Source organism: Bartonella bacilliformis KC583, from assembly GCF_000015445.1.
Lineage (GTDB): Bacteria > Pseudomonadota > Alphaproteobacteria > Rhizobiales > Rhizobiaceae > Bartonella > Bartonella bacilliformis.
On sequence record NC_008783.1, the window covers coordinates 1,242,678 to 1,263,921 of the forward strand.

General features: G+C 38.0%; 16 protein-coding genes and 1 pseudogene. 4 read left to right on the top strand and 13 right to left on the bottom strand.

Annotation, left to right across the window (positions count from 1 at the left end):
• Nucleotides 1-255 precede the first annotated feature (255 nt).
• Nucleotides 256-2,091: a DNA mismatch repair endonuclease MutL gene (gene mutL, locus BARBAKC583_RS05855; RefSeq protein WP_005767876.1), complete on the top strand. Its 1,836-nt coding sequence runs from the start codon at nt 256-258 to the stop codon at nt 2,089-2,091.
• A 121-nt stretch (nt 2,092-2,212) separates the two neighbouring features.
• Nucleotides 2,213-2,446, top strand: coding sequence for a DUF2093 domain-containing protein (locus BARBAKC583_RS05860; protein ID WP_005767877.1), 234 nt, complete (start codon nt 2,213-2,215; stop codon nt 2,444-2,446).
• Nucleotides 2,447-2,495: 49 nt separating this feature from the next.
• Here the strand turns inward: BARBAKC583_RS05860 and lpxK are convergent, their stop codons facing one another.
• From lpxK to BARBAKC583_RS05900, 8 genes and pseudogenes are all read right to left on the bottom strand, one after another.
• Nucleotides 2,496-3,515: a tetraacyldisaccharide 4'-kinase gene (gene lpxK, locus BARBAKC583_RS05865; protein ID WP_005767879.1), complete on the bottom strand. Its 1,020-nt coding sequence runs from the start codon at nt 3,513-3,515 to the stop codon at nt 2,496-2,498.
• Nucleotides 3,516-3,518: 3 nt separating this feature from the next.
• Nucleotides 3,519-4,829: a lipid IV(A) 3-deoxy-D-manno-octulosonic acid transferase gene (gene waaA, locus BARBAKC583_RS05870; RefSeq protein ID WP_005767881.1), complete on the bottom strand. Its 1,311-nt coding sequence runs from the start codon at nt 4,827-4,829 to the stop codon at nt 3,519-3,521.
• A gap of 13 nt (nt 4,830-4,842) precedes the next feature.
• Nucleotides 4,843-5,598 carry a lysophospholipid acyltransferase family protein gene (locus BARBAKC583_RS05875; RefSeq protein WP_005767883.1) on the bottom strand — a complete coding sequence of 252 codons (756 nt, stop codon included), beginning with the start codon at nt 5,596-5,598 and terminating at the stop codon, nt 4,843-4,845.
• An 82-nt stretch (nt 5,599-5,680) separates the two neighbouring features.
• Complete coding sequence (locus BARBAKC583_RS05880; RefSeq protein WP_005767885.1) at nt 5,681-5,914, bottom strand: DUF4170 domain-containing protein; 234 nt, start codon at nt 5,912-5,914, stop codon at nt 5,681-5,683.
• A gap of 45 nt (nt 5,915-5,959) precedes the next feature.
• A pseudogene (locus BARBAKC583_RS05885) lies at nt 5,960-6,762 on the bottom strand (3'(2'),5'-bisphosphate nucleotidase CysQ).
• A complete protein-coding gene (locus tag BARBAKC583_RS05890; protein ID WP_005767886.1) occupies nt 6,749-8,080 on the bottom strand; it encodes a TldD/PmbA family protein in 1,332 nt (443 codons plus the stop codon). The pseudogene BARBAKC583_RS05885 and the gene BARBAKC583_RS05890 overlap by 14 nt, the downstream one beginning before the upstream one ends.
• A gap of 456 nt (nt 8,081-8,536) precedes the next feature.
• The gene (rsmD, locus tag BARBAKC583_RS05895; RefSeq protein ID WP_005767888.1) at nt 8,537-9,094 is read right to left on the bottom strand and encodes a 16S rRNA (guanine(966)-N(2))-methyltransferase RsmD; all 558 of its coding nucleotides are present in this window, start codon (nt 9,092-9,094) and stop codon (nt 8,537-8,539) included.
• Nucleotides 9,075-10,574: a pseudouridine synthase gene (locus BARBAKC583_RS05900; RefSeq protein WP_005767890.1), complete on the bottom strand. Its 1,500-nt coding sequence runs from the start codon at nt 10,572-10,574 to the stop codon at nt 9,075-9,077. The genes rsmD and BARBAKC583_RS05900 overlap by 20 nt, the downstream gene beginning before the upstream one ends.
• Nucleotides 10,575-10,735: 161 nt before the next feature.
• On the opposite strand from BARBAKC583_RS05900, the gene BARBAKC583_RS05905 reads away from it, so the two are divergent.
• Nucleotides 10,736-11,182, top strand: a complete 447-nt coding sequence (locus BARBAKC583_RS05905; RefSeq protein ID WP_005767892.1) for a nucleoside deaminase — start codon at nt 10,736-10,738, stop codon at nt 11,180-11,182.
• 468 nt (nt 11,183-11,650) lie between these two features.
• Here the strand turns inward: BARBAKC583_RS05905 and ileS are convergent, their stop codons facing one another.
• The 5 genes from ileS to BARBAKC583_RS05930 form a co-directional block, all read right to left on the bottom strand.
• Nucleotides 11,651-14,566 (bottom strand): isoleucine--tRNA ligase, encoded by a 2,916-nt coding sequence (gene ileS / locus BARBAKC583_RS05910; protein ID WP_005767894.1) that lies wholly within the window; start codon nt 14,564-14,566, stop codon nt 11,651-11,653.
• 242 nt (nt 14,567-14,808) lie between these two features.
• A complete protein-coding gene (locus BARBAKC583_RS05915; RefSeq protein ID WP_005767896.1) occupies nt 14,809-15,663 on the bottom strand; it encodes an outer membrane protein in 855 nt (284 codons plus the stop codon).
• Nucleotides 15,664-15,805: 142 nt separating this feature from the next.
• Nucleotides 15,806-16,708 (bottom strand): outer membrane protein, encoded by a 903-nt coding sequence (locus BARBAKC583_RS05920; RefSeq protein WP_005767899.1) that lies wholly within the window; start codon nt 16,706-16,708, stop codon nt 15,806-15,808.
• Between the two features lie 140 nt (nt 16,709-16,848).
• A complete protein-coding gene (locus BARBAKC583_RS05925) occupies nt 16,849-17,694 on the bottom strand; it encodes an outer membrane protein (protein ID WP_005767902.1) in 846 nt (281 codons plus the stop codon).
• A gap of 440 nt (nt 17,695-18,134) precedes the next feature.
• A complete protein-coding gene (locus BARBAKC583_RS05930; protein ID WP_005767905.1) occupies nt 18,135-18,461 on the bottom strand; it encodes a hypothetical protein in 327 nt (108 codons plus the stop codon).
• Between the two features lie 857 nt (nt 18,462-19,318).
• On the opposite strand from BARBAKC583_RS05930, the gene BARBAKC583_RS05935 reads away from it, so the two are divergent.
• Nucleotides 19,319-21,232 (top strand): DUF1561 family protein, encoded by a 1,914-nt coding sequence (locus BARBAKC583_RS05935; RefSeq protein WP_005767908.1) that lies wholly within the window; start codon nt 19,319-19,321, stop codon nt 21,230-21,232.
• The last annotated feature ends 12 nt before the right edge of the window (nt 21,233-21,244 follow it).

Sequence of the window (21,244 nt, forward strand, 5' to 3'; positions counted from 1 at the left end):
ATAATTTATCTTTTTCCAATTTAACTAACTGGTTTGCAACCATAATTAATGATTTAAAATTGTAAACGATAGAAAGCTACTCAGTAAAGAACGACATGATAAGAGAAGGACTAATTGTGAGCAACTTTTTCTATTGGAAATAGATTGACTTATTCTAAACATACTGTTTCCAGCTATTTTTGTGTATTCAGCGAATAGTGTTGTCTTTTTCTAAAGTTTCTATACAGAAAAAGTAAAATCTGTTAAAATTTGTTTATGATTATACGTCATCTTAGCGAGAACATTATTAATCAAATTGCCGCTGGGGAAGTGATTGAGCGGCCAGCTAATGTTATCAAAGAACTTGTTGAAAATGCTATTGATGCACAAGCGACCCGAATCGAAATTTCCATAGTAAACGGTGGAAAAAATTTTATAAGAGTCAGTGATAATGGTTGCGGCATTCCAGCAGATCAATTGACTTTAGCTGTCTCTCGCCATTGTACATCTAAAATTGTCGATGACGTAAGTAATATCTGCTTTCTTGGCTTTCGAGGAGAAGCTCTCCCCTCTATTGGTTCTGTTGCCAAACTTAAGCTGACCTCACGAACGCAAGATGCTGATAATGCTAATGAAATTAGCGTCATAGCAGGAAAGATTGAAGGACCAAAACCCGCTGCTGCTAATCCTGGAACTATTGTTGAAGTTCGTGATCTCTTTTTTGTTACACCAGCACGATTAAAGTTTATGAAAACAGATCGTGCTGAAACAAGTGCGATCACGGATATGATTAAACGAATTGCTATCGCATTTCCACATATTCGCTTTTCTCTTTCTAGCACAGATCGAATGCTCATGGAATTTCCTGCCACAGAAAACAACACTCAAGGGCAATTGCAACGTATTACACAGATCATGGGAAAAGAATTCGCACCCAATAGTATAGCGCTTAATGCCGAACGCGAATCCGTTCGTTTAACTGGTTTTACCTGCTTACCATCTTTCAATCGCAGCAATAGTCTGCATCAATTTGCTTATGTTAACGGGCGCCCAGTACGTGATAAATTGCTATGGGGAGCAATTCGAGGAGCCTATGCTGATGCTATCGCCCGGGATCGTCATGCTGTCTCTATTATTTTTATTGATCTGCCGCCTGCTGATGTAGATGTCAATGTGCACCCAACGAAAGCTGATGTGCGATTTCGTGATCCAGGTCTAATTCGCGGCTTAATTATTGGAGCAATCCATGAGGCTTTGCATCAAGCTGGCGTTCGTCATACCTCAACACACTCTGAATCAGTGCTGACAGCATTTCAAATACATCCATTGGAAAATTTGAAAAGTGCTCAACGGCCTTTTTCTTATACCTCACAACCATATCATAGGGTATCAACAACCACATCAATGCTTCAAAAACCCTTAGATGACTCTATTGATTTAAGAGAAGGTATTGTTCCTATGATGGAATGCTTAAGCGCGCCAAGTAGTGATACACGGGCAACAATCCAAACTTCTCCAACAGAAGAATTACACTATCCACTAGGTGCTGCAAAAGCACAAATCCATAAAAATTACATTATTTCTCAAACCCAAGATAGCTTAATCATTGTTGATCAGCATGCAGCGCATGAAAGATTAGTCTATGAAGCACTTAAAAACGCGCTTTATTCCAAACCACTCTCTTCACAGTTATTGCTTATTCCTGAAATTGTAGAACTTTCTGAAGAAGATGCAGCATGTCTCTTAACGCACAAAGATTCTTTGCAAAAATTTGGTCTAGGAATTGAACCATTTGGGCCTGGTGCAATCCTTGTGCGCGAAACACCTGCCATGTTAGGAGAAATCAACGCACAAGCTCTTATTAAAGACCTTGCTGACGAAGCAGCTGAATATGATACAACGAATAATTTAAAGGCAATGCTTGATTATGTTGCAGCAACTATGGCTTGCCATAGCTCAGTACGTTCAGGACGCCTCCTGCGCCCTGAAGAGATGAATGCACTTTTACGACAAATAGAAGAAACACCCCATTCAAGTACATGCAATCATGGCCGCCCTACTTATATTGAACTTAAACTCGCTGATATAGAGCGCCTTTTTGGTAGAAAATAAAACTTGATTAACTATTGTAACTGGGAAAAAATATTTTTAAATTCACTCTCAATTATATAAAGCGCCTTACGGTACCTCTTAACATGATCTCTTTATAAAAAATAGAAAGGACATATAAAAGATGTTTTCTAGTGATGAACGTGAAGCAATAATTCATTATTCGAGTGGTGGATACAAAATTGTAAAATATGGAACGTATACTCTTTGTGCTGTCAGTGGACAAAAAATCCCTATAGATGATCTAAAATACTGGAACCATAAGCGTCAGGAAGCATATGCCTGTTGTGAATTTTCTTATCAGCGTGAATTGGAATGCAATTCATATCTTCGCCAATTGTTAAACACGCAAAAATAACCCATTGATCCTCTACAACACTAAGAAGAATTTTTTTACAATCAACAGATTAAAGAGAATGTTTTCTTTTCTTAAAACGAGCAATAACTTCTTCAAGCAACCTATAACAAAAATCTGCTTGAGCAAAATCAAGTGTGACATCAAATACGATCAAATTTTCTATATCTTTTTGCAAAGCTTTTGCTTGTATACGTGTGTAATCCTTAGCAGTTGTAGCTAACCACAGATTTTGAATCTTAGCCTTTTGTTTAAGATTTTTTAGATCCGCATCAGTAAAAAAATAATGGTCAGGATAAGAGCAAGTTTCTATGACATGACCAGATATTTCTTCAATGGATTCAAAAAATTTATCTGGATTGCCAATACCGGCAAATGCTAAAAAAGATTTTCCAGAAACCTCATCAGAAGCCAAAGGTTTAAGATGAGCATAATGCAAAGACTTGCCAGTACCCGTTATAAAAGCATCTACATGATTACAAGCCTTCAAATGGCCAATGCATAAAACACTATCCATCAAAGAAAGCTGCGTTTCTAAAGGTGCACGCAGAGGCCCTGCCGGAAAAACAGCTCCATTCCCTAAACCGCGCATAGCATCTACAACGAGCAGTGCATAATCCATATAAAGGCGACGACTTTGAAACCCGTCATCCATCAAAATAAGATCACAGCCCTCTTCTTTAAGCCGTTTCGCTGCTGCATAACGATCAGGTGATATTGCAACCAAAGCATGGCGTGCTAGTAAAAGCGGCTCATCCCCCACATGATACGCATCATCACATTCCACATCGACAAGATGTACCCCTTTAACTGTTCTGCCATAACCACGTGATACCACTCCAGGCTTTAAACCAAGCTTCTTAGCGGCTTGAGACAAAACAATAACAACAGGCGTTTTACCTGCCCCTCCTAGTGTGAAATTACCAACACATAAAACTGGTAAGTCAATAACGGGAGGCTTCCTTTCCATACCACGACGTGCACAATAGCCATAAACTTTAGAAAACGGCGTCAGTAAAAAACTTAGAAAACTTTTATTTTTCCACCAAAAATGGGGAGCGCTAATATACATTACCTACTCTGAACACTGGCTTAGAGTTTTTTGAATAATAAGTGGCTGTAAAAACGGATATAAAACCTTTAACGTACATTCAAAAGCGCCTGCCATATTTGTTGCCACCTCATAAGCTTTATCGACCATTTTCTGTCGTAATGCTTCATTTTTTAAAAGCTCATTCACTTGAAAGGTAAGTTGTATCGTATCTTCAACCATATAAGCTGCATAATGAGATAAAAATTTCTCAAATATATCCTGGAAATTTGAGACATGCGGCCCTGTGACAATAGCTGCACCAAGAAAAGCAGACTCTAATGGATTATGGCCACCACGACTACATAAAGACTTACCAATAAAAGCAACTTGTGATAAACGTAGGAAAAGCCCCATCTCCCCAATCGTATCTCCCAATAAAATATCCGTCTCGACATCTGGAACAGCATTATTGCTTCTACAAACAAAATGCATGCTTCTATCACTACACATCTTAATAATATCACCTGCACGTTCAGGATGACGTGGAACAATAATAGTTAATAAATTTGGCCAATGTTTCTTAAGAGTCTTATGAACCTCAAGAGCAATTTGTTCTTCTCCTTCATGAGTGGAAACAGCCGCCCAAACTGGACGGTTTCCAACAGCATGGCGATAACGCATGAGTAATTCCTGATCTTCAACTGGAATAATATCAGCCTTGAGATTTCCAGAAAGCACAACAGATTTCACTCCAAGCGTTTGATAACAAGCTATATCTCTTTCATTCTGGCCAATAGCCACATCAATATGCCTAAAAACATATTGAGCAAGAGCTGGCCGTCTTTCCCAAGCTTGAAAAGAATGTTCAGATATATGAGCATTCACCCAAATCTGCGGAATACGCATTTTAGAAAGCTCTATAATACGTAAAGGCCAAATTTCTGATTCACACGTCAATACCAAATCAGGCTTCCAATGGCCAATAAAACGGCGCACGACCAACCCTAAATCCAATGGAGCATATTGATGAATTAACCGATTACCAAAATATTTCTGCGCAAAGATAGAAGATGTTACCGTACCTGTTGTTAATAATACATTGATTTTCAGAGATAAAATATAATTAATGAGTCGTACAAGAGCCTGTGTTTCTCCAACACTAACCGCATGAAACCAAATTAACGGACCAGAGGGACGCACTTTACAACTTTTACCTAAACGTTCTTTTTGGCGCCTTAGTTCTTCTTGATCACGTACAGAAAGAAAAAATAAATAAAAGAACATCAGAGGATACAGACAAAAGCCAATTATCCGATAGAGAAAAAGAACTGTACGTGCCTTTAATTCCATCATTTTTTATTAAACCTCATTGACCATTTCTGAGACGGCTATAAGCTTCATCTGTTAAGCGATTCATCATATCTGTTAATTCTATACGTTTCTCCTCCAACAGAATGTCATCTGCATCATCGGGAACGAAAAGCGCTTCCCCCATAAGAAAGATTGAACGACCAAAAGGAAGCGGAATTGCAGCTCGATCCCATGTGTTTTCAAGAATTTTCTCTCTTGAAAATGCGTATATGTAAGGAATAATAGGACGACCAGATATTTTAGCTAATAAAATAATTCCTTTCCCAGCTTCCCGTGCTTTTCCATTTGCAATATCTGCAATCATAGCCACTGTCTTGCCGGATTTGAGGGAATTTTTAAGCGTCAACAACGCTTTTGCCCCTCCTTTATTAACATAATGTGTTTTACCGCGCCCCCCCGAACCACGTACAATCTCAAGCCCTAATTTTTTTGCTAATTGTGCGTTGATCTCTGCGTCTGCAGAACGAGAAAACATCCCCATAATTACCTCATCCGAAGGACGAAGAAAAGGCCCCATAATGTGGCGTCCATGCCAAAAAGTAATAATAAATGGGTTATAGGTATTATGCGCTTGTCGCGCATCATCTGAACTTTTCAATCGCGGATTTGTCCAATAAACAAAACGCAGATAGCTGGCCAATACCCAAACAAAAAAAACCTGTACAAACCAATTTTTTAACAATAAATTACGATTTTTTCTCCAAAATCGCCTTAAAATTCCCTCCTTTTCTTTTTGAATTATTTTACTCATTTAATATTAAATCCAGCTCATTGAATATCGCTGTCCAGCTTAAGTTTAAAAAAGTGATTAAATGCTTAAACTTTATTACGCATCACTTAATTTCAGAGTGAAGAGACTGATGCAAGTCAACAATATAATAACGTTGTAATGCGTTGTCTACAGTACTTTGCGCTTTCGCTCGCCATGCATCTTGCGCTGATTGATAGTCCATGAAAATACCAACAATATCCAAATCATCTGGATTTGTGAATTCGTTACTATTAAGATTTTTTAATTTCCCACCAAATACAAAATACAGTAACTGTTTTTTGTTATCTTCAGTCATATTCACCTGCGTATCATGAAAAAATTTCAGTATGTTGTTACTTGATTAAACTAACTTTGCTCGACGAACAACATCTATCATATTTTGACAGCATTTTTTTTCACCAGCAATTAAAAATCCATACTGATAAACTTCACCCCCATAAGGAATAAATGGCGCATCAAGCGACATAAAATGCCCCCCACATTCTTGAAGAATAAGATCAGCAGCAGCAATATCCCAATCATGGCAATTTGGTCGAACCAACACAATATCAATTTCACCTCGAGCAACGAGAACTATACGGTAAGCAAGAGAGGGAATATCAGAAAAAAACTAGCTTGATTGCAAAAATCATGTGGTAATTTTTGAGCAATCGATTTATCGAGAAAAACCCTGTATTTCTGATTGATCTGCGATTTAATAAGAGGCAATCTTACGCCATTTAGTGTTGCCCCTTCACCAATAACAGCTGCATAAACATCACCCTTAGCAGGACACTGCAAAATACCTACAACAGGACGCCCATTTTCAATAATAGCAACTGAAATACACCAATAAATACTTCCAGCAAGAAAACCGCGAGTCCCATCAATGGGATCAACTATAAAACAGCGCCCATGAGTCTGTAATTTTCGCTCATCTTCCATTTCTTCTGAAATCCAACCATAATCAGGCCGTGCTCCAATAAGTCTTTCCCTCAAAAAGTGATTAATTACAGAATCCGCTTCACTAACCGGTGAATTGCCATCTTTCATCCACACTTTCAGCTCACATCCAAAATATTTCATCGCTAAATCTCCTGCTTCCTGACAAACATTAAGCAAAAGATTGAGATCAGAGGAATAGTGCGCGTTATTTTCCTGCAAGTACCATCCCTTCAATTAACAATGTTGGAGCAGCTGTACTATAACACCAATCAATATCGTTTGCAGGTGTTAAATGTGCTAACATATGAAGTAGATTAGAACCTAACGTTACTTCATTTACGGGATAAGCAATCTCACCATTCTCAATCCAAAAACCAGAAGCGCCACGACTATATTGACCTGTTACAAAATCAACACCATGCCCAAATAATTCTGTAACATAAAAACCCTTTCGCAAAGCTTTTATCATATCATGAGACGATACTGAACCTGGCTCGATAGAAAAATTGGTACTTGCTGGTTGAACAAACGACCCAGAACGTACACCACGCCCATTCGTTTCAAGCCCCAGTTCACGCGCTGAAGATGATGCAAGAAGCCAATTTTTTAAAACACCATTTTCAATGATATTCAGTGCTTGTCCTTCTACTCCTTCACCATCAAAAGGGCGAGAAGCATTTCCACGCAATCTTAAAGGTTGGTCTGTCACATTGATATTAGACTTCATCACTCTTTGCCCCTTTAAATTTTGTAAGAGGCTGGTTTTGCGCGCAACTGATGCTCCATTAACCATAGATGCAATATGCCCAGCAATGCTACGAGCTGTACGCGGATCAAAAATAACATCAATATCCCCCGTAGCCGCACGAACTGCTCCTAAACGTCTAACTGCACCTATTCCTGCATTTCTACCTACAATTTCTGCTTCTTTCAAATCAGAAAAATGCAAAGCCATTGTATAATCATAATCCCGTTCCATCATCGTGCCTTCACCAGCAAGTGCACTACAAGAACGTGAAAAACTACTAGAACGATAAGAACCACAAAAACCATTGCTCGTAACAAGAATAACTTTGTTATTGCCATAGGCTGTTGCAGCACCACCAGAATTGCTAACTCCTTTAACATCAAGAGCTGCAGCTTCCACTTTCAACGCATCCTCTGCCAAAAAATCACTTTGTGGAACAAAATTATCAAAAAGATCAAGATCCTGAGGATGTGTAACTAGGTATTTCTTATCAACCAAACCTTCAAAAATACTGTCAGGTGAAGCTTTAGCCATGGCAACAGCACGTTCTGCTAGTTCTTGCGAATGAGTTGCTAAATTAGCAGAAACACTTGCTACTTTCTTTCCAACAAAAACCCTCAATGTAAAATCATCACTCTCTGAAGCCTCTGTCGACTCAACTTTACCAAGGCGAACTGATACAGAAATAGAGCGTGAACGGATAACAACAGCATCAGCAGCATCAGCTCCAAAATGCTTGGCTGCTTTAACCAAAGAAACAGTTTTATCAATCTGGTCTTCAATAAGCATCATAGACTCCTATAAATATCTATCATTCAATTTGGCAAGAAATCTGGAAAACTTATAAAATATAATTCCTGTATACTGATAGCTTTTAAATTATACACCGTGAATGCACTCTTTTTCTTTATAATAAATCGAATAATTGTTTCCTCTAGCTTTTTTACAAATCTGCATCGACAATCGAATCAATAAGAGATCTCAAAAATAACGCTTGAGCTTTCAACCAAAATCCCCAAGCACTCCAACAAAAAGCAGATTTTTCTAAGTTTACACTGCTTGCTTTTCTGCTATCAAGTGCTCAATCAATTTTATCTTATTTTCCCTTTATCATTCTTGAGAAAATATAAGGAAATTCCCTCTCTCCACAGCAATTACTTTGCACATGTATTGTGCTCTCCCGTTAATTAATAAGCAAGAATATTAAATTCGGATTAGAATAAAACTTTCCTCACAATTTGCAAATTATGGCTGCAGCTTATAGATACGTATTGCTGTATCACCATAAAAACGCTCATCATCCAAACAAAATATATCAGGTAAATTAACTACCGCTTCTTTTGCTTCTTCAAGAACGAAGAGTGCGTCAGCTTTTGCCCATCCCCCTTTTAAGACTTCTACAAAAGCCAATTCACCTAAGCGATACCCATAAGGAGGATCTGCAAAGATGACATCAAAGGGCAGCATTGTCCCAATATTACCCAGTTTGGTTGCATCACGGCGCAAAATCCGTCCAATGCCTTGCAACCCAAAAGATTCAATATTTTTTTGAATTAAGCTGCGCCCTTCAATTGAATTTTCAACAAAAACAGCAGCTTTTGCACCACGCGAAAGTGCTTCAATCCCTAAAGCACCCGTGCCAGAAAAAAGATCAAGAATACGCTTACCTGTCCAAAATTGTCCTTCTCGACTGGAAAAAATATTAAAAAGACTTTCACGTGTACGATCACTTGTCGGGCGAATAGACTGACCTCTAGGCGAAAATAAAACACGCCCCGCAAATTTACCACTTACGACTCGCACGCTCCCCTCCAAATGGCTTAGACATTTTTACATCAGTGCGATGCAACTTAGATTTCCTCGTGCTATCATAAGATACTTTAGGTTTTCGTTTGCTATTTGAAAAATTCTTATCACTATCTCCCTTAACAATTTTTCCTTCTTTCTTAGAAAACCGAGGATTATGATTAGAAACACGTGCTTCAGAATGCGATATTTTGCTGTGTTTTTTATTTAAACTAGTAGACTTTTCTTTCTGAGAACGACCTTCTGGTTGCTTTTCCTTGTTTTTATATAAGAATTTTTCACCAGCAAAAACTCTCGAACGATCTTGATTATCCTCTTCACCATAATAAGGTCTTTTGCGTGTAATCTGCGGGCGTGCACCAGAAGCCATCCAAACATTAGAACGACGTGAACGTGATGAAAAACGCTCTGTTTTCCTTTGTTCTATAGGCTGCTCATTAGGCTTTTTACTTAATTGAGCACGATTATGTTCAATAAAGCCATCTTTTTTGTTACGCTGTTTGTGATGACCGCTAGAAGAAATCCATTCATCATTTGCTTGAGATAATTTTTTATTGCTTTGTTGTTTAACAACAACCGCAGAATTTGAAAATGGCTTTAAAATAGGAGCATCAAAATTTGCATTGGCTTGCATAATCAAACGCTCACCCAATTGATCACGCAATGTCCGACCTTTTAATTCACGGACGGCTCCTTCTTCCAGATCAGACAACTGAAACGGTCCATAGGACACACGTATCAAACGATTAACTGATAACCCTAAAGCACCCAAGAAATTCTTAATTTCACGATTTTTTCCTTCACGCAAAGCTACAGATAGCCATACATTGGATCCCTGCTCACGATCAATTGATGCATCAATCGAACCATAAAAAATACCATCAATTGCAATACCGTTTTTAAGCTTATCAAGCTCACTCTGTTTAATCTTTCCGTGAGCACGAACCCGATATTTACGTACCCATCCTGTTAAAGGAAGCTCCAATACACGTGCTAAACCACCATCATTGGTCAACAACAATAATCCTTCTGTATTAATATCAAGCCTACCTACAGAAACAACACGGGGCATTTCTTTCGGCAAGTTATCAAATACTGTTGGCCTTCCTTCAGGGTCACGGTTGGTAGTCACTAATCCTGAAGGCTTATGATAAAGCCATAACCGCGTTCGTTCTATAGGAGGAATAGGTATCTCATCCACTGTAATGTGATCAGAAGGAATAACATTCAAAACAGGAGTTGTCACAACTGTACCATTTACAGCAATACGGCCTGCGATAATCATCATTTCTGCATCACGACGTGATGCTATACCAGCACGCGCTAACCTTTTAGCAATCCGCTCACTGTCACAGTTGGTATATACGTCCTCCTCATTTTGGTTTTTTCTAAACTGTTCAGATAATACATCACCTGTCCTATATCGTTTCTTATGTTGTTTATTCTGAAAAGTAGGGGTAGCGTGATCATTTATCATTTTCTATCCTTTGGTAGCCATAATGTACCTGTTTACTTCCAAATCAGCTCTAGACACTTTTAAAAAGTAATGAAATCCTTGTATTATAAAAAAGCTCACTTACTTCACAGCAAACCTTTATATAACTTTTGATGACCTCCTCTTCAAATAGAAAGCAAAATATGACACTGACTCCTATGGAAATAGCCCTTTTAGAAGCGCAATTAGCAGCAGAAAAAGGTGAAGTCCCTGTAGGGGCTGTCATTACACGTGGAAAAACAATCATTTCCCGCGCTGGCAACTCTATAAAAAAACCGTATGATCCTACAGGACATGCAGAAATACGTGTCATTCGTATGGCTTGTGAAACACTCAAAAGCGAAAGGCTGCCCGATTGCAATCTTTATGTAACACTTGAACCCTGTGCGATGTGTGCTGCAGCCATTTCATTCACACGCATACAGCACCTCTATTACGCAGCAAGTGATTCAAAGGGTGGAGCTATCGAACATGGTCCGCGCCTTTACCAACAACCAACCTGTCACCACAGACCTGATGTATATTCTGGTTTTAAGGAAAGGGAGGCCATTCAATTACTTAAAGATTTTTTTGCACAAAAGCGGAAATAAAAAATTTCTCCTTTCACCTGAAAAAATTACCCCTTGAACAATAAAGTCTCTCTTTTGAAGAAAAATGGTTAATTCTTTTATTAAAACCCAATTACAAAACAAGTTTCTTTTTGCTTTTTTATCCTATTTTATTAATTAATGGATCAGTCTTAACTGATTAACACTCCATCAAAAGAAGATCACTCAAACACCGACGATCCACCTCTCTTTGATTTGCCTCTTATTGATATAAATTTCCTAATGCTTTAAATGTTTTGTTTTCGCTGTCTATCTATCCGCTTTGCTAAGCATAGGGTTTACCTCTATCATGACAGCTTACTGGAACTATATACGCACACATCTACTACCCACTCATAGGAAAAACAACCTTCGCTACTATTAAACAGCCTCTTCTTATCAATAGCAGAAATTAAATGACTACAAAGCTTTTAACTCCTCCCATTGAGATCATCCTTGATCTAAGAGCTTTTAAACTTTACCAAGAGCCCGTAATTCACGCAAAGCAGCTGCATCACGAGAAGATACATCAGGATACTCTGGGTCACTTCCAACATCCTGAGTATAACGCCATGATCGAGCACATTTTTTACCATCCGCTTTGCCTGGAAATACACCAACACCTTCAACATCATTTAAAATAAAAGCATCTGATGGAGGCATTTCCTGAATAACTGTCAAAGCGCTAGTGATACAGATTTCCGCCATATCTATATTTTCTAATGCTTCCAATAAGACTGAATTAGAAATAAACACAATAGGTGCAGCTTCCAAAGATGATCCGATACGCTTATCTGCTCGTTCAATCTCTAAAGCACCCGTGACAACTTTGCGAACTTTTTTAATTTTTTTCCAACGTTCAGCTAAAGGTTCATTTTTCCACTCTGCTAAAGCAGGACGAAACTGCTCCAAATGCACTGAACGACTCTCTGGATAACGCTCTAACCAAGCCTCTTCCATTGTAAAAGGCAACATCGGCGCAAGCCATGTTACTATCCGCTTAAAAATCTCACGAACAACGTTCAAAGAAGCCTTACGTTTTAATGATGAAGGTGCATCACAATAGAGAGAATCCTTGCGAATATCAAAATAAAACGCAGATAAGTCAGTGATTGCAAAATCTAACAATGCACGCATAATTTTCTTAAAATCAAATGCATCATAAGAGCGATGGATTAGTTGATCGAGCTCATAAAGCTGATGTAATATAAATTTTTCAAGATCTGGCATAGCGCAATAGGGAATTTTTTCACCTTCATCATGTGCTAAAGTGCCAAGCATCCATCGAATGGCATTCCGCAATTTACGATATGAATCCACACTCGTCTGAAGAATCGTTTTACCCAAACGCTGATCTTCCCAATAATCAGTTATCATCACCCAAAGACGAAAAATATCAGCACCAGATGTCTTCAAGAGATCTTGTGGAACAACTGTGTTCCCCAGAGACTTAGACATTTTCTTGCCATGTTCATCTAAAGTAAAACCGTGTGTAACCACTGCTTTGTAAGGTGAATGCGCGCGCGTACCACAACTTTCCAAGAGAGAAGACTGAAACCAACCACGATGTTGATCAGATCCTTCAAAATAAACGTCAGCAGGCCATTGCAAATCAGGACGATCCTCTAACACAAAACTATGTGTTGTCCCAGAATCAAACCAAACATCTAAAATATCACGCACCTGATACCAAGATTCATGTGAACGAGAACCTAAAAAACGTTCACGTGCACCTTCTGCAAACCATGCATCTGCTCCTTCTTCTTCAAAAGCTTGCAAAATACGCTTATTCACTTCTTGATCTTTCAAAATGAGACCATCCTCATTTGCAAAAATACAAATAGGAACGCCCCAAGCACGCTGACGAGATAACACCCAATCAGGACGATCTGCTATCATAGAAGCCAAACGATTTTGGCCAGAAGAAGGAACAAAACGTGTTGTTGAAACAGCTTCTAAAGCTCGACTTCGTAATGTTGAACCATCACCAAGATCTTTATCCATTGCAATAAACCATTGCGGCGTATTGCGAAAAATGATTGGTTTTTTCGAACGCCAACTATGAGGATATGAATGTTTCAAACGACCACGTGCAAATAATCGATGTGCTTCAATCAAAGCATTAATAACCGCTTTATTTGCATCACCCATTTTTCCATTTTCATCGATAACACGAGCAGCTCCCTTTTGACGATCTGGTCCAAAACCAGGAGCATCTTTTGTATAAAAACCAGCATCATCAACAGGAAAAGGAATAGATGAATCAATACCTGCCTGTTCTAAAATAGACTTATGTGCATTCCAAATTTCAAAATCCTCACGCCCATGGCTAGGTGCTGTATGGACAAAACCTGTACCAGCACTATCCGTCACATGCGAACCATCAAGCATCGCAATTTTATAGCTGTAACCTCCAGCAAAACCTTTAAGTGGATGAGAAAGAACAAGTGTTTTCAATTCCTCCGCAGAAACAGAACGCAAACGTTTCAAAATAAGCTTTGCTTTTTCTGCACAAGCATCAGCTAAAGCATCAGCAAAAAGTAATTTTTCCCCTGCTTGAGGACCAAAATCATTTTCTGCACTTTCAACTTCATAAACACTATAAGAAATCTGCGAAGAATAGCTAACTGCACGATTACCAGGAATGGTCCATGGTGTTGTTGTCCAAATAACAACAAAAGCACCGTGTAAATCATCAGAAATGGTTTCGAAAATTGGAAATTTAACCCAAATAACTTCCGACTCATGATCGTGATATTCAACCTCTGCTTCAGCCAAAGCTGTACGCTCAACGACAGACCACATTACAGGTTTTGAACCACAATACAGCTGATCTGACATAGCAAATTTTATCAATTCACTAGCAATGCGCGCCTCTGAGTGAAAAGCCATCGTAGTATAAGGATTTTTAAAATCACCGATAATACCAAGACGCTTAAATTCCTCACTTTGAACAGTTACCCAATATCGCGCAAACTCTCGGCATTCTCGACGAAATTCGTTAAGGGGCACATCATCTTTATTTTTTCCCTGGGAGCGATATTTTTCTTCAATTTTCCATTCAATCGGAAGCCCATGACAGTCCCAACCAGGAACGTAATTCGCATTAAAACCACGCATTTGAAATGAACGAATAATAACATCCTTTAAAACTTTATTCAGAGCATGCCCAATATGAATATTACCATTTGCATAAGGTGGCCCATCATGTAAAATATAGCATGGACGTTCCTTTGCTTGCTGGCGCAGTTGAACATAAAGATCCATGTCCTCCCACCGCGCTAACAATTCAAGTTCTTTTTGTGGCAAACCAGCACGCATAGGAAAATTGGTTTGTGGCAAATAAAGAGTTTTTGAATAATCTATCGTTTCATTTTTCACAGCCATTGTGAAATTTTCCTGTCCAATTCTATGATTTTATTTTTGTATAACTTCTTTGAATCTTGCTCCCTAATTATTTATAATAGAAAAAACTAAACAAACAATTCACTCAAACATTAATCAAGAAGATACATCTTCTGCTTCAGCAGCTCTATCATGAAACTATTCAGAAAGAAAACCATAAAATAAAACTAAAAAAAAGACCCTGTTAAAAACAGGGCCTTTTAGTCATTTAATTGTTTAACAAATTAGAACTTATATGCAACACCAACACGGAAGTCATTGATCTTGTAGTTTACTTCAATTTTTTCGTTTGCAAATTTCTTTTTACCTAAATCCGAAAAACGATATTCTGTACGCAAGAAAATGTTGCTGCTAACTGCAAAGTCAAGACCTGCACCAACAGCATAACCAACCATCAATTTTTCTTCTTTTTCACTATTTTCTGTATTATTTGTGGCAAGAGCGAGCAGATTAACGCCTCGGAGCTGCCCATAAGCAAGACCGCCGGTAACATAAGGCATAAAGCGTTCAACAGCAAAACCAACGCGAGCACGTGTAGCACCAATCCACTGCTGTCTGAGAGCGTATTCACCTGTCATCCGCACATTAGCTTCAGGAGCTTTAGCAGAATTATTAGCCGCAGCAACCCTTCTTTCCTGAACGACTTCATCCTCTCTATTTCTTTCTGCTGCTTCTAAACGATGTGCTGCTCCAACTTTCTTAGTTGGTAAAGTCTTTTTATCCCCTGTATTAGACCACAATGCATCTGTTTCAACACCCAAAATGAATCCTTCACCAAGGTCAATATTAGAACCTACATAAAGACCACCTGAGAAACCTGAGATTTCAGGTAACAAACTTTTTTCAACTGAACTCCATGTGTTGTCACTATAGCGGTCTATATCAACCTTACTTGAGAAACCGCTTATCTGACCGCCAAGATAGACACCTGTCCAAGAAAGATCCGCAGGAGTAAAAACAGACGACGACGCTGGTGCTTCTTCTTCCGTTTTATTAATAACAACAACATCAGCTGCATTTACCACAGAGGATGAACCCAAAGTGATACCAAATAAGACACTCAGATATCTCATTTTCATAGATTTATCTCCATAAACAAATATTCGAAATGGAGTTCATATAAAACACAATTTTTAAAATATCTGTAGTAAAAATGATACAGTTACAAAAAATAAAGGCCCTGTTTTTACAGGGCCTCCAATCATTTAATTGTAAAAGAAATCAGAATTTGTAAGCAACACCAACGCGGAAATCATTGGTTTTGTAGTTTGTTTCGATCGCGTCTTTTACAAATTTCTTTTTGCCAAAATCAGAGTAACGATACTCTGTACGCAGAATAACATTGTCGGTCATTGCAAAATCAACACCAGCACCAAGGGTATAACCAAGCAGTGTCTTTTTCTCATCGGTTATAGTGCCAGAAGCAAGTACATCAAGCGCTTCTGAACGTACTGCTTTGCTAGCACTACCGCCACCGCCTTCAGTACCGCCACCGCCTTCAGTACCGCCACCGCCTTCAGTACCAGTATCTTTCGTGCCTTTTAAGATAGCTGAACCAATAGCTTGTACCTGCGTGTAAGCAACACCCCCTGAGACATAAGGCATAATACGGTCAGCACCAAAACCGATGCGTACCCGTGTGGCACCAGCCCACTTTTCTTTAAGAGAAAAATTCTGTGTAAGTTCCTTAATTTGGCCCTTAGCGACCTCAATCTTATTCTCGTCAAAAATCTGCTTGAAAGCATCTGCATCATCTTGAGTCTCTGCCTTGTGGTTGGAAGATAATTTACCTTCCTTATCAACCCAAACAATATCTGTATCAACACCCAAGACAAGGCCACTGCCGAGATCAATATTAGAACCTGCGTACAAACCACCTACAAAACCTGAAACTTTCAGATCTTTATTTGCAAAAGGCCATTCTGAATCTTTACCAATAGCTTTAAAGTCATGTTTACCTGAAAGACCACCAATTTGACCACCAAGGTAAAGACCTGTCCACGAGAAAGTAGGAGCAGAAATAATCGGTGATATTTCCTGGGGAATCATAACATCCGCTGCTTGCGCTGCAGAAGCTGAAATTAAAGCGCAAACAGACGCTGTCACTAAACATTTTATATTCATAATATACTCCGTAAGTTAAGAATGCAGAATGTAACCTAACTTTCCCAAAATATCTGTAGTAAAAATGACACAATTCTAGACAAAAAACGAAGGCCTTACCTAAAAGTAAGGCCTTTCATTCACTTAACCTTAAAAAATGATTAAAATTTGTAAGCTACACCAATACGCACATCATTAGTTTTATAGCTAACTTTTGATGTGTCTTTCAAAAAGTTCTTTTTACCAAAATCGGAATGACGATACTCCGTGCGAAGAATAACATCATCGGTCATTAAAAATTCAAACCCTGCACCAAGAGTGTAACCAACCATTGTCTTCTTATCATTCATAAAGTCTATTGAAGAAACTTCCCCTTTTGTTGGAGTCACTTCAAACCAAGGAGTGACTTGAAGCTGTGTATAAGCAATACCCCCTGCAACATAAGGCATCATACGCTCACCAGCCAAACCAAAACGTATCCGCGTAGCGCCAATCCAGTTTGTTTTACGAGTAACATTATAAGCAATTTTATCACCAATTTTAAGAGAATTAGAATTGTGGCCATAGTCGCTCATTAACGCCTGATGCAATTTTAATACTTCTTCATCAACATGTATTGGATCACTAAGTTGTTTATACTTTTGATTAGACCAAACCACATCTGTATCAACACCCACTACAAGACCACCACCGAATTCAACATTAGAACCTAAATAAAAGCCTCCTATAAAACCTGAAAGTTTAGGCAATGTTTCAGAACTGCTTTTATCTTCTCCACTCACTGCTTTGCGATTTAATGAGAGATTACCTGATATCCCCCCAACTTGCACACCGAAATACAAACCTCCCCAAGAAAGATCAGAATGATCAACAACGGACATTGCATTTTGTGCTGTTTGCGTCTTTGATACAGCTCTTGATACAACTACAGTGTCAGCTGCCTGCACCAAAGAAGGCGAACTTACAGCAACTACACATAGCGACAATAAAACATTTTTTTTATTCATAGCTCCTATCTCCATTTTCTATGTAAACACTTACACAATAGACTTTACAAAAATCCATTCCAGATGTCTGTAGCAAAAATGCAACTAAAAGTTAATAAATAAAAATAATACTACTTTTAGTATATAAAAACCCTATTGTAGGTGGAGTTTTCTAGACACTACCTACCTCGCAGCAGCTTCATTACAAAACAATAAATTCACGAGCTACACCTTAAAAATTCACCAATTTTTTGGCTATTTAATAACTAACTCGCTCTTTGCTAACTATCCTGCACATACCGTAATAACTGATCCTTTTGCTTCATTTGCCTAATCTCGAAAGCAGTGTACCCCCCGCCTTCAACTAAACGAACATCACCTTTAGAATTTACACAAACATAAAGATAGACACACTTTGAGAAAAACAACCCCCTAACGACAAAAGTCGCCCACTATCCTAATTAAAAGCTAAGCGGAGACATCCGAGATGTACTCCTTCTCCGCTGGCCACCACTCCAGAAATTCCTATTTTTTCCTTTACTGTAACTTATCTTTTGTACTCGTTCATCAGTTGATGCCCATTTATAATCACCAGTATAATCACCAGCATCGACATCACTCTCCAAAACACGATCTAAAGAGCTACTTTTTTGATGATCAGAGCGATAATTTTCCATAGTCATATCAACATCCATTTGCTCTTTAATAACTGCAAAGTTAGCTCCCTGAGCCGCAGTAATTAAACCCAAAGAAAAAATAGATATAATAACAGGATATTTTGCATTCATAGATTTATCTCCTCAATAAATTATCCAAAACATGTTTTATTTTATACAAAACGTGTTTTTGTACAATATTTTATCTTAAATATCTATAGAAAAATAACACGAAACAAAAAAATAAAAACAAATCTATATGGTTAAATATATGATTTAAAATCAAAAACAATGATATAAATAGATCTTATATTCATTGGCTCTACCTTCAGGATTAATTATCCAAAACGGATTTATATAAATCACAATAACGATACAATTATAAAAAAATAAAGGCTCCATCAAAGATAGAGCCTTCTTTTAACCATTTAACCCCATGTATAATGAGATCGATAAACAACACCAGTTCAACTTATTATCTGGTGAATAGCCAATCTCAAATTTTTGCTTTGCAAACTCCCTGTTTGCTAAAGCTAAAATACTCATATTGTGTAATTAACACCCACTACCAAGAATATAACAAAACAGCATCCTTTATTGGAAATGATACCAGAACCCCAAATTATAATGAATATTGTAGCTCCACCTTAACGTAAACATTTTGGCACCTCTGCAAATCATGTAGACTACATTATGACTTTTTTATAATCTTCTCCTTCCTTTGCGTACATTTGTGACTATACATTTAAAAAGATAATATAATTTTTCTATAAAACCAAAGCTGTTTAAATTGGTAAATAAAGATATAAACTATCATAATCCAATATATTTTTTATTAATTTTGCATAACTTTCTTACCTTTATTTCAAATAATTTAATCTGTCTTTTGCCTTAAATAAACCATAAAGAATATTCAGTGTCAGAATGCACATGTAGCAAAATACATAATCAATAGTGTCTCGTTTTTTCAAAATATCAGGAAAAATACATTGTCGAAATTGCTTCTATTTATCTGTGTTTTTTTACTGCATACAATTGTAATTAGTATTACTGTTCTCTCTGCTGCGCCTATTTCTCAAAAACTTCCCGATAAGCCTATTGATAAAGCAATTCGTGTTAAAGTGCATACTGGAAGCGAATATTGTTATGCTCCAGCATTTGTGAATGGTGAAAGTTATATTTACCTCAACGATTGTTCTTCTTCCAGTGCTCTACCTGCTCGATATGATGTCTTTCAACGAATAGGTTGGAATGTGAATAATGTTTGGTTGTGCATGACGGCCCCTAGTTCTGTTACGGGCATTGGAGATGATGACACACAAAATTGGAATTATATTTTATTGAGACCTTGTGTCATCAACGACGCAAACCAGCGTTGGATTATTAAAGATAATGCTTTTTATACAGCTGATGAAAGATTTCGTGTTAAAGACTACGGATGGTACGCTTATATTTCAAAAAATGCAGGAGATTATTATAATCATACCTTGAGCATCACAATGCAGAAATGGATAAATACTATCGCTTCTCCTGCAAATTTAAATCTCAAAACCTTCTTGGGTTGGAAATTTGTAAGCCGCTCTAGCTTTTCTACATATTATATTTCAGACAATGGACCTCAACCAAAAATTTTTGATCTTTACTACAATCCAGAAAATGGTCACATTGCTAGATATTTTCCTTCCTCTGGGGTGATTGCTTGCATGGTTTCCAAACAGTCCTCCTCAGATAATTGGGATTGGGTAGAATGGAAATTTTGCAACGATAAAGTCTATAGTAAAAAGGATATTGGCTTTTGGAACCTTTCTATTTTGACCGGACGCGAGGGACCACTCATGGATCATCAAGGTAATTTTTTAAGAATTACCCAATATGGCACCAGTTGGGGAATACCTTATACAGCTAAACCCGGTTATCTTAAACAAGATACAGGCAATTCCCCTAAATCTCGGTTTATTTTCTCTGAAGACATTGAGCGCTGGACTCGCTATGTCAATGGAAATCTAGAGGACACACTTGCCTATTGCCCTGCTCCCGGAAAAAAGGAAACCGTCTCTCATGTTAAAACAAGAGTTAAGCGGTCTTTGCCTCCTACTTTCAAATTGAATGATGAATGGCGGAAACGGCTTCATGATATCGCTACCACGACAACAGATACTACATTGAGTGTGGGAATATGTGGAACCTGTCTTTTGCACACTTACCAGATGATTGCTGAACTGCAAGAATATTATTCACGATCATCTCTTCCAAATCGAGGGTATTTTTTCGATACAGCTCCCCATACTGATCCTATGATCTCATTAAGTCAAAGATTTCCCTCTATCCATAGTGTTATGCGTAATGCTCCCCAATTCTATGGCGTTCCTTTAAGTCCAACGGAAACAAGTGATATGATAGCCATCAGAATAGCATCTTCAACAACACAGTCTATTTTACCACGTTTTAATTGGAGATTATCAAATTTAGCCACTGGTCAAAGTGAGATTTTAAACTCTATTAGAGCGCTTTTAGCTGCATCTCCTGGAACAGTTTGGATAGGTCTAATTACCTACAATCTTCCAGGTGGTGAAATAGCTAGGCATGCAGTTCCAATTTTGCGTTCTTCTTCTGGACTTAAGGTTATTCCAACGAACACTTCAATGAGTCTTTTCGATTTTACTGATCAAGTCTCAGAAACAACAGACCCTAATCTTGTTTTATTGCGACTTGCTCAAAGAAGTCATTTAAACATTGTTAGTTCTTTCGCAACATTGCAATTAATCGGAGAAGAAACAAATCCTCTGAGTGTCACGATTTCTCAAAATAATTGTACTGGAGAAGGAGATGATAGAAGAGGAAATGGGCGTTTACCGATAAGCGCTTTAGTTAATCAATGCGTAAGTGGGAGATGTCCACTTTGAGAAAACAAAAAG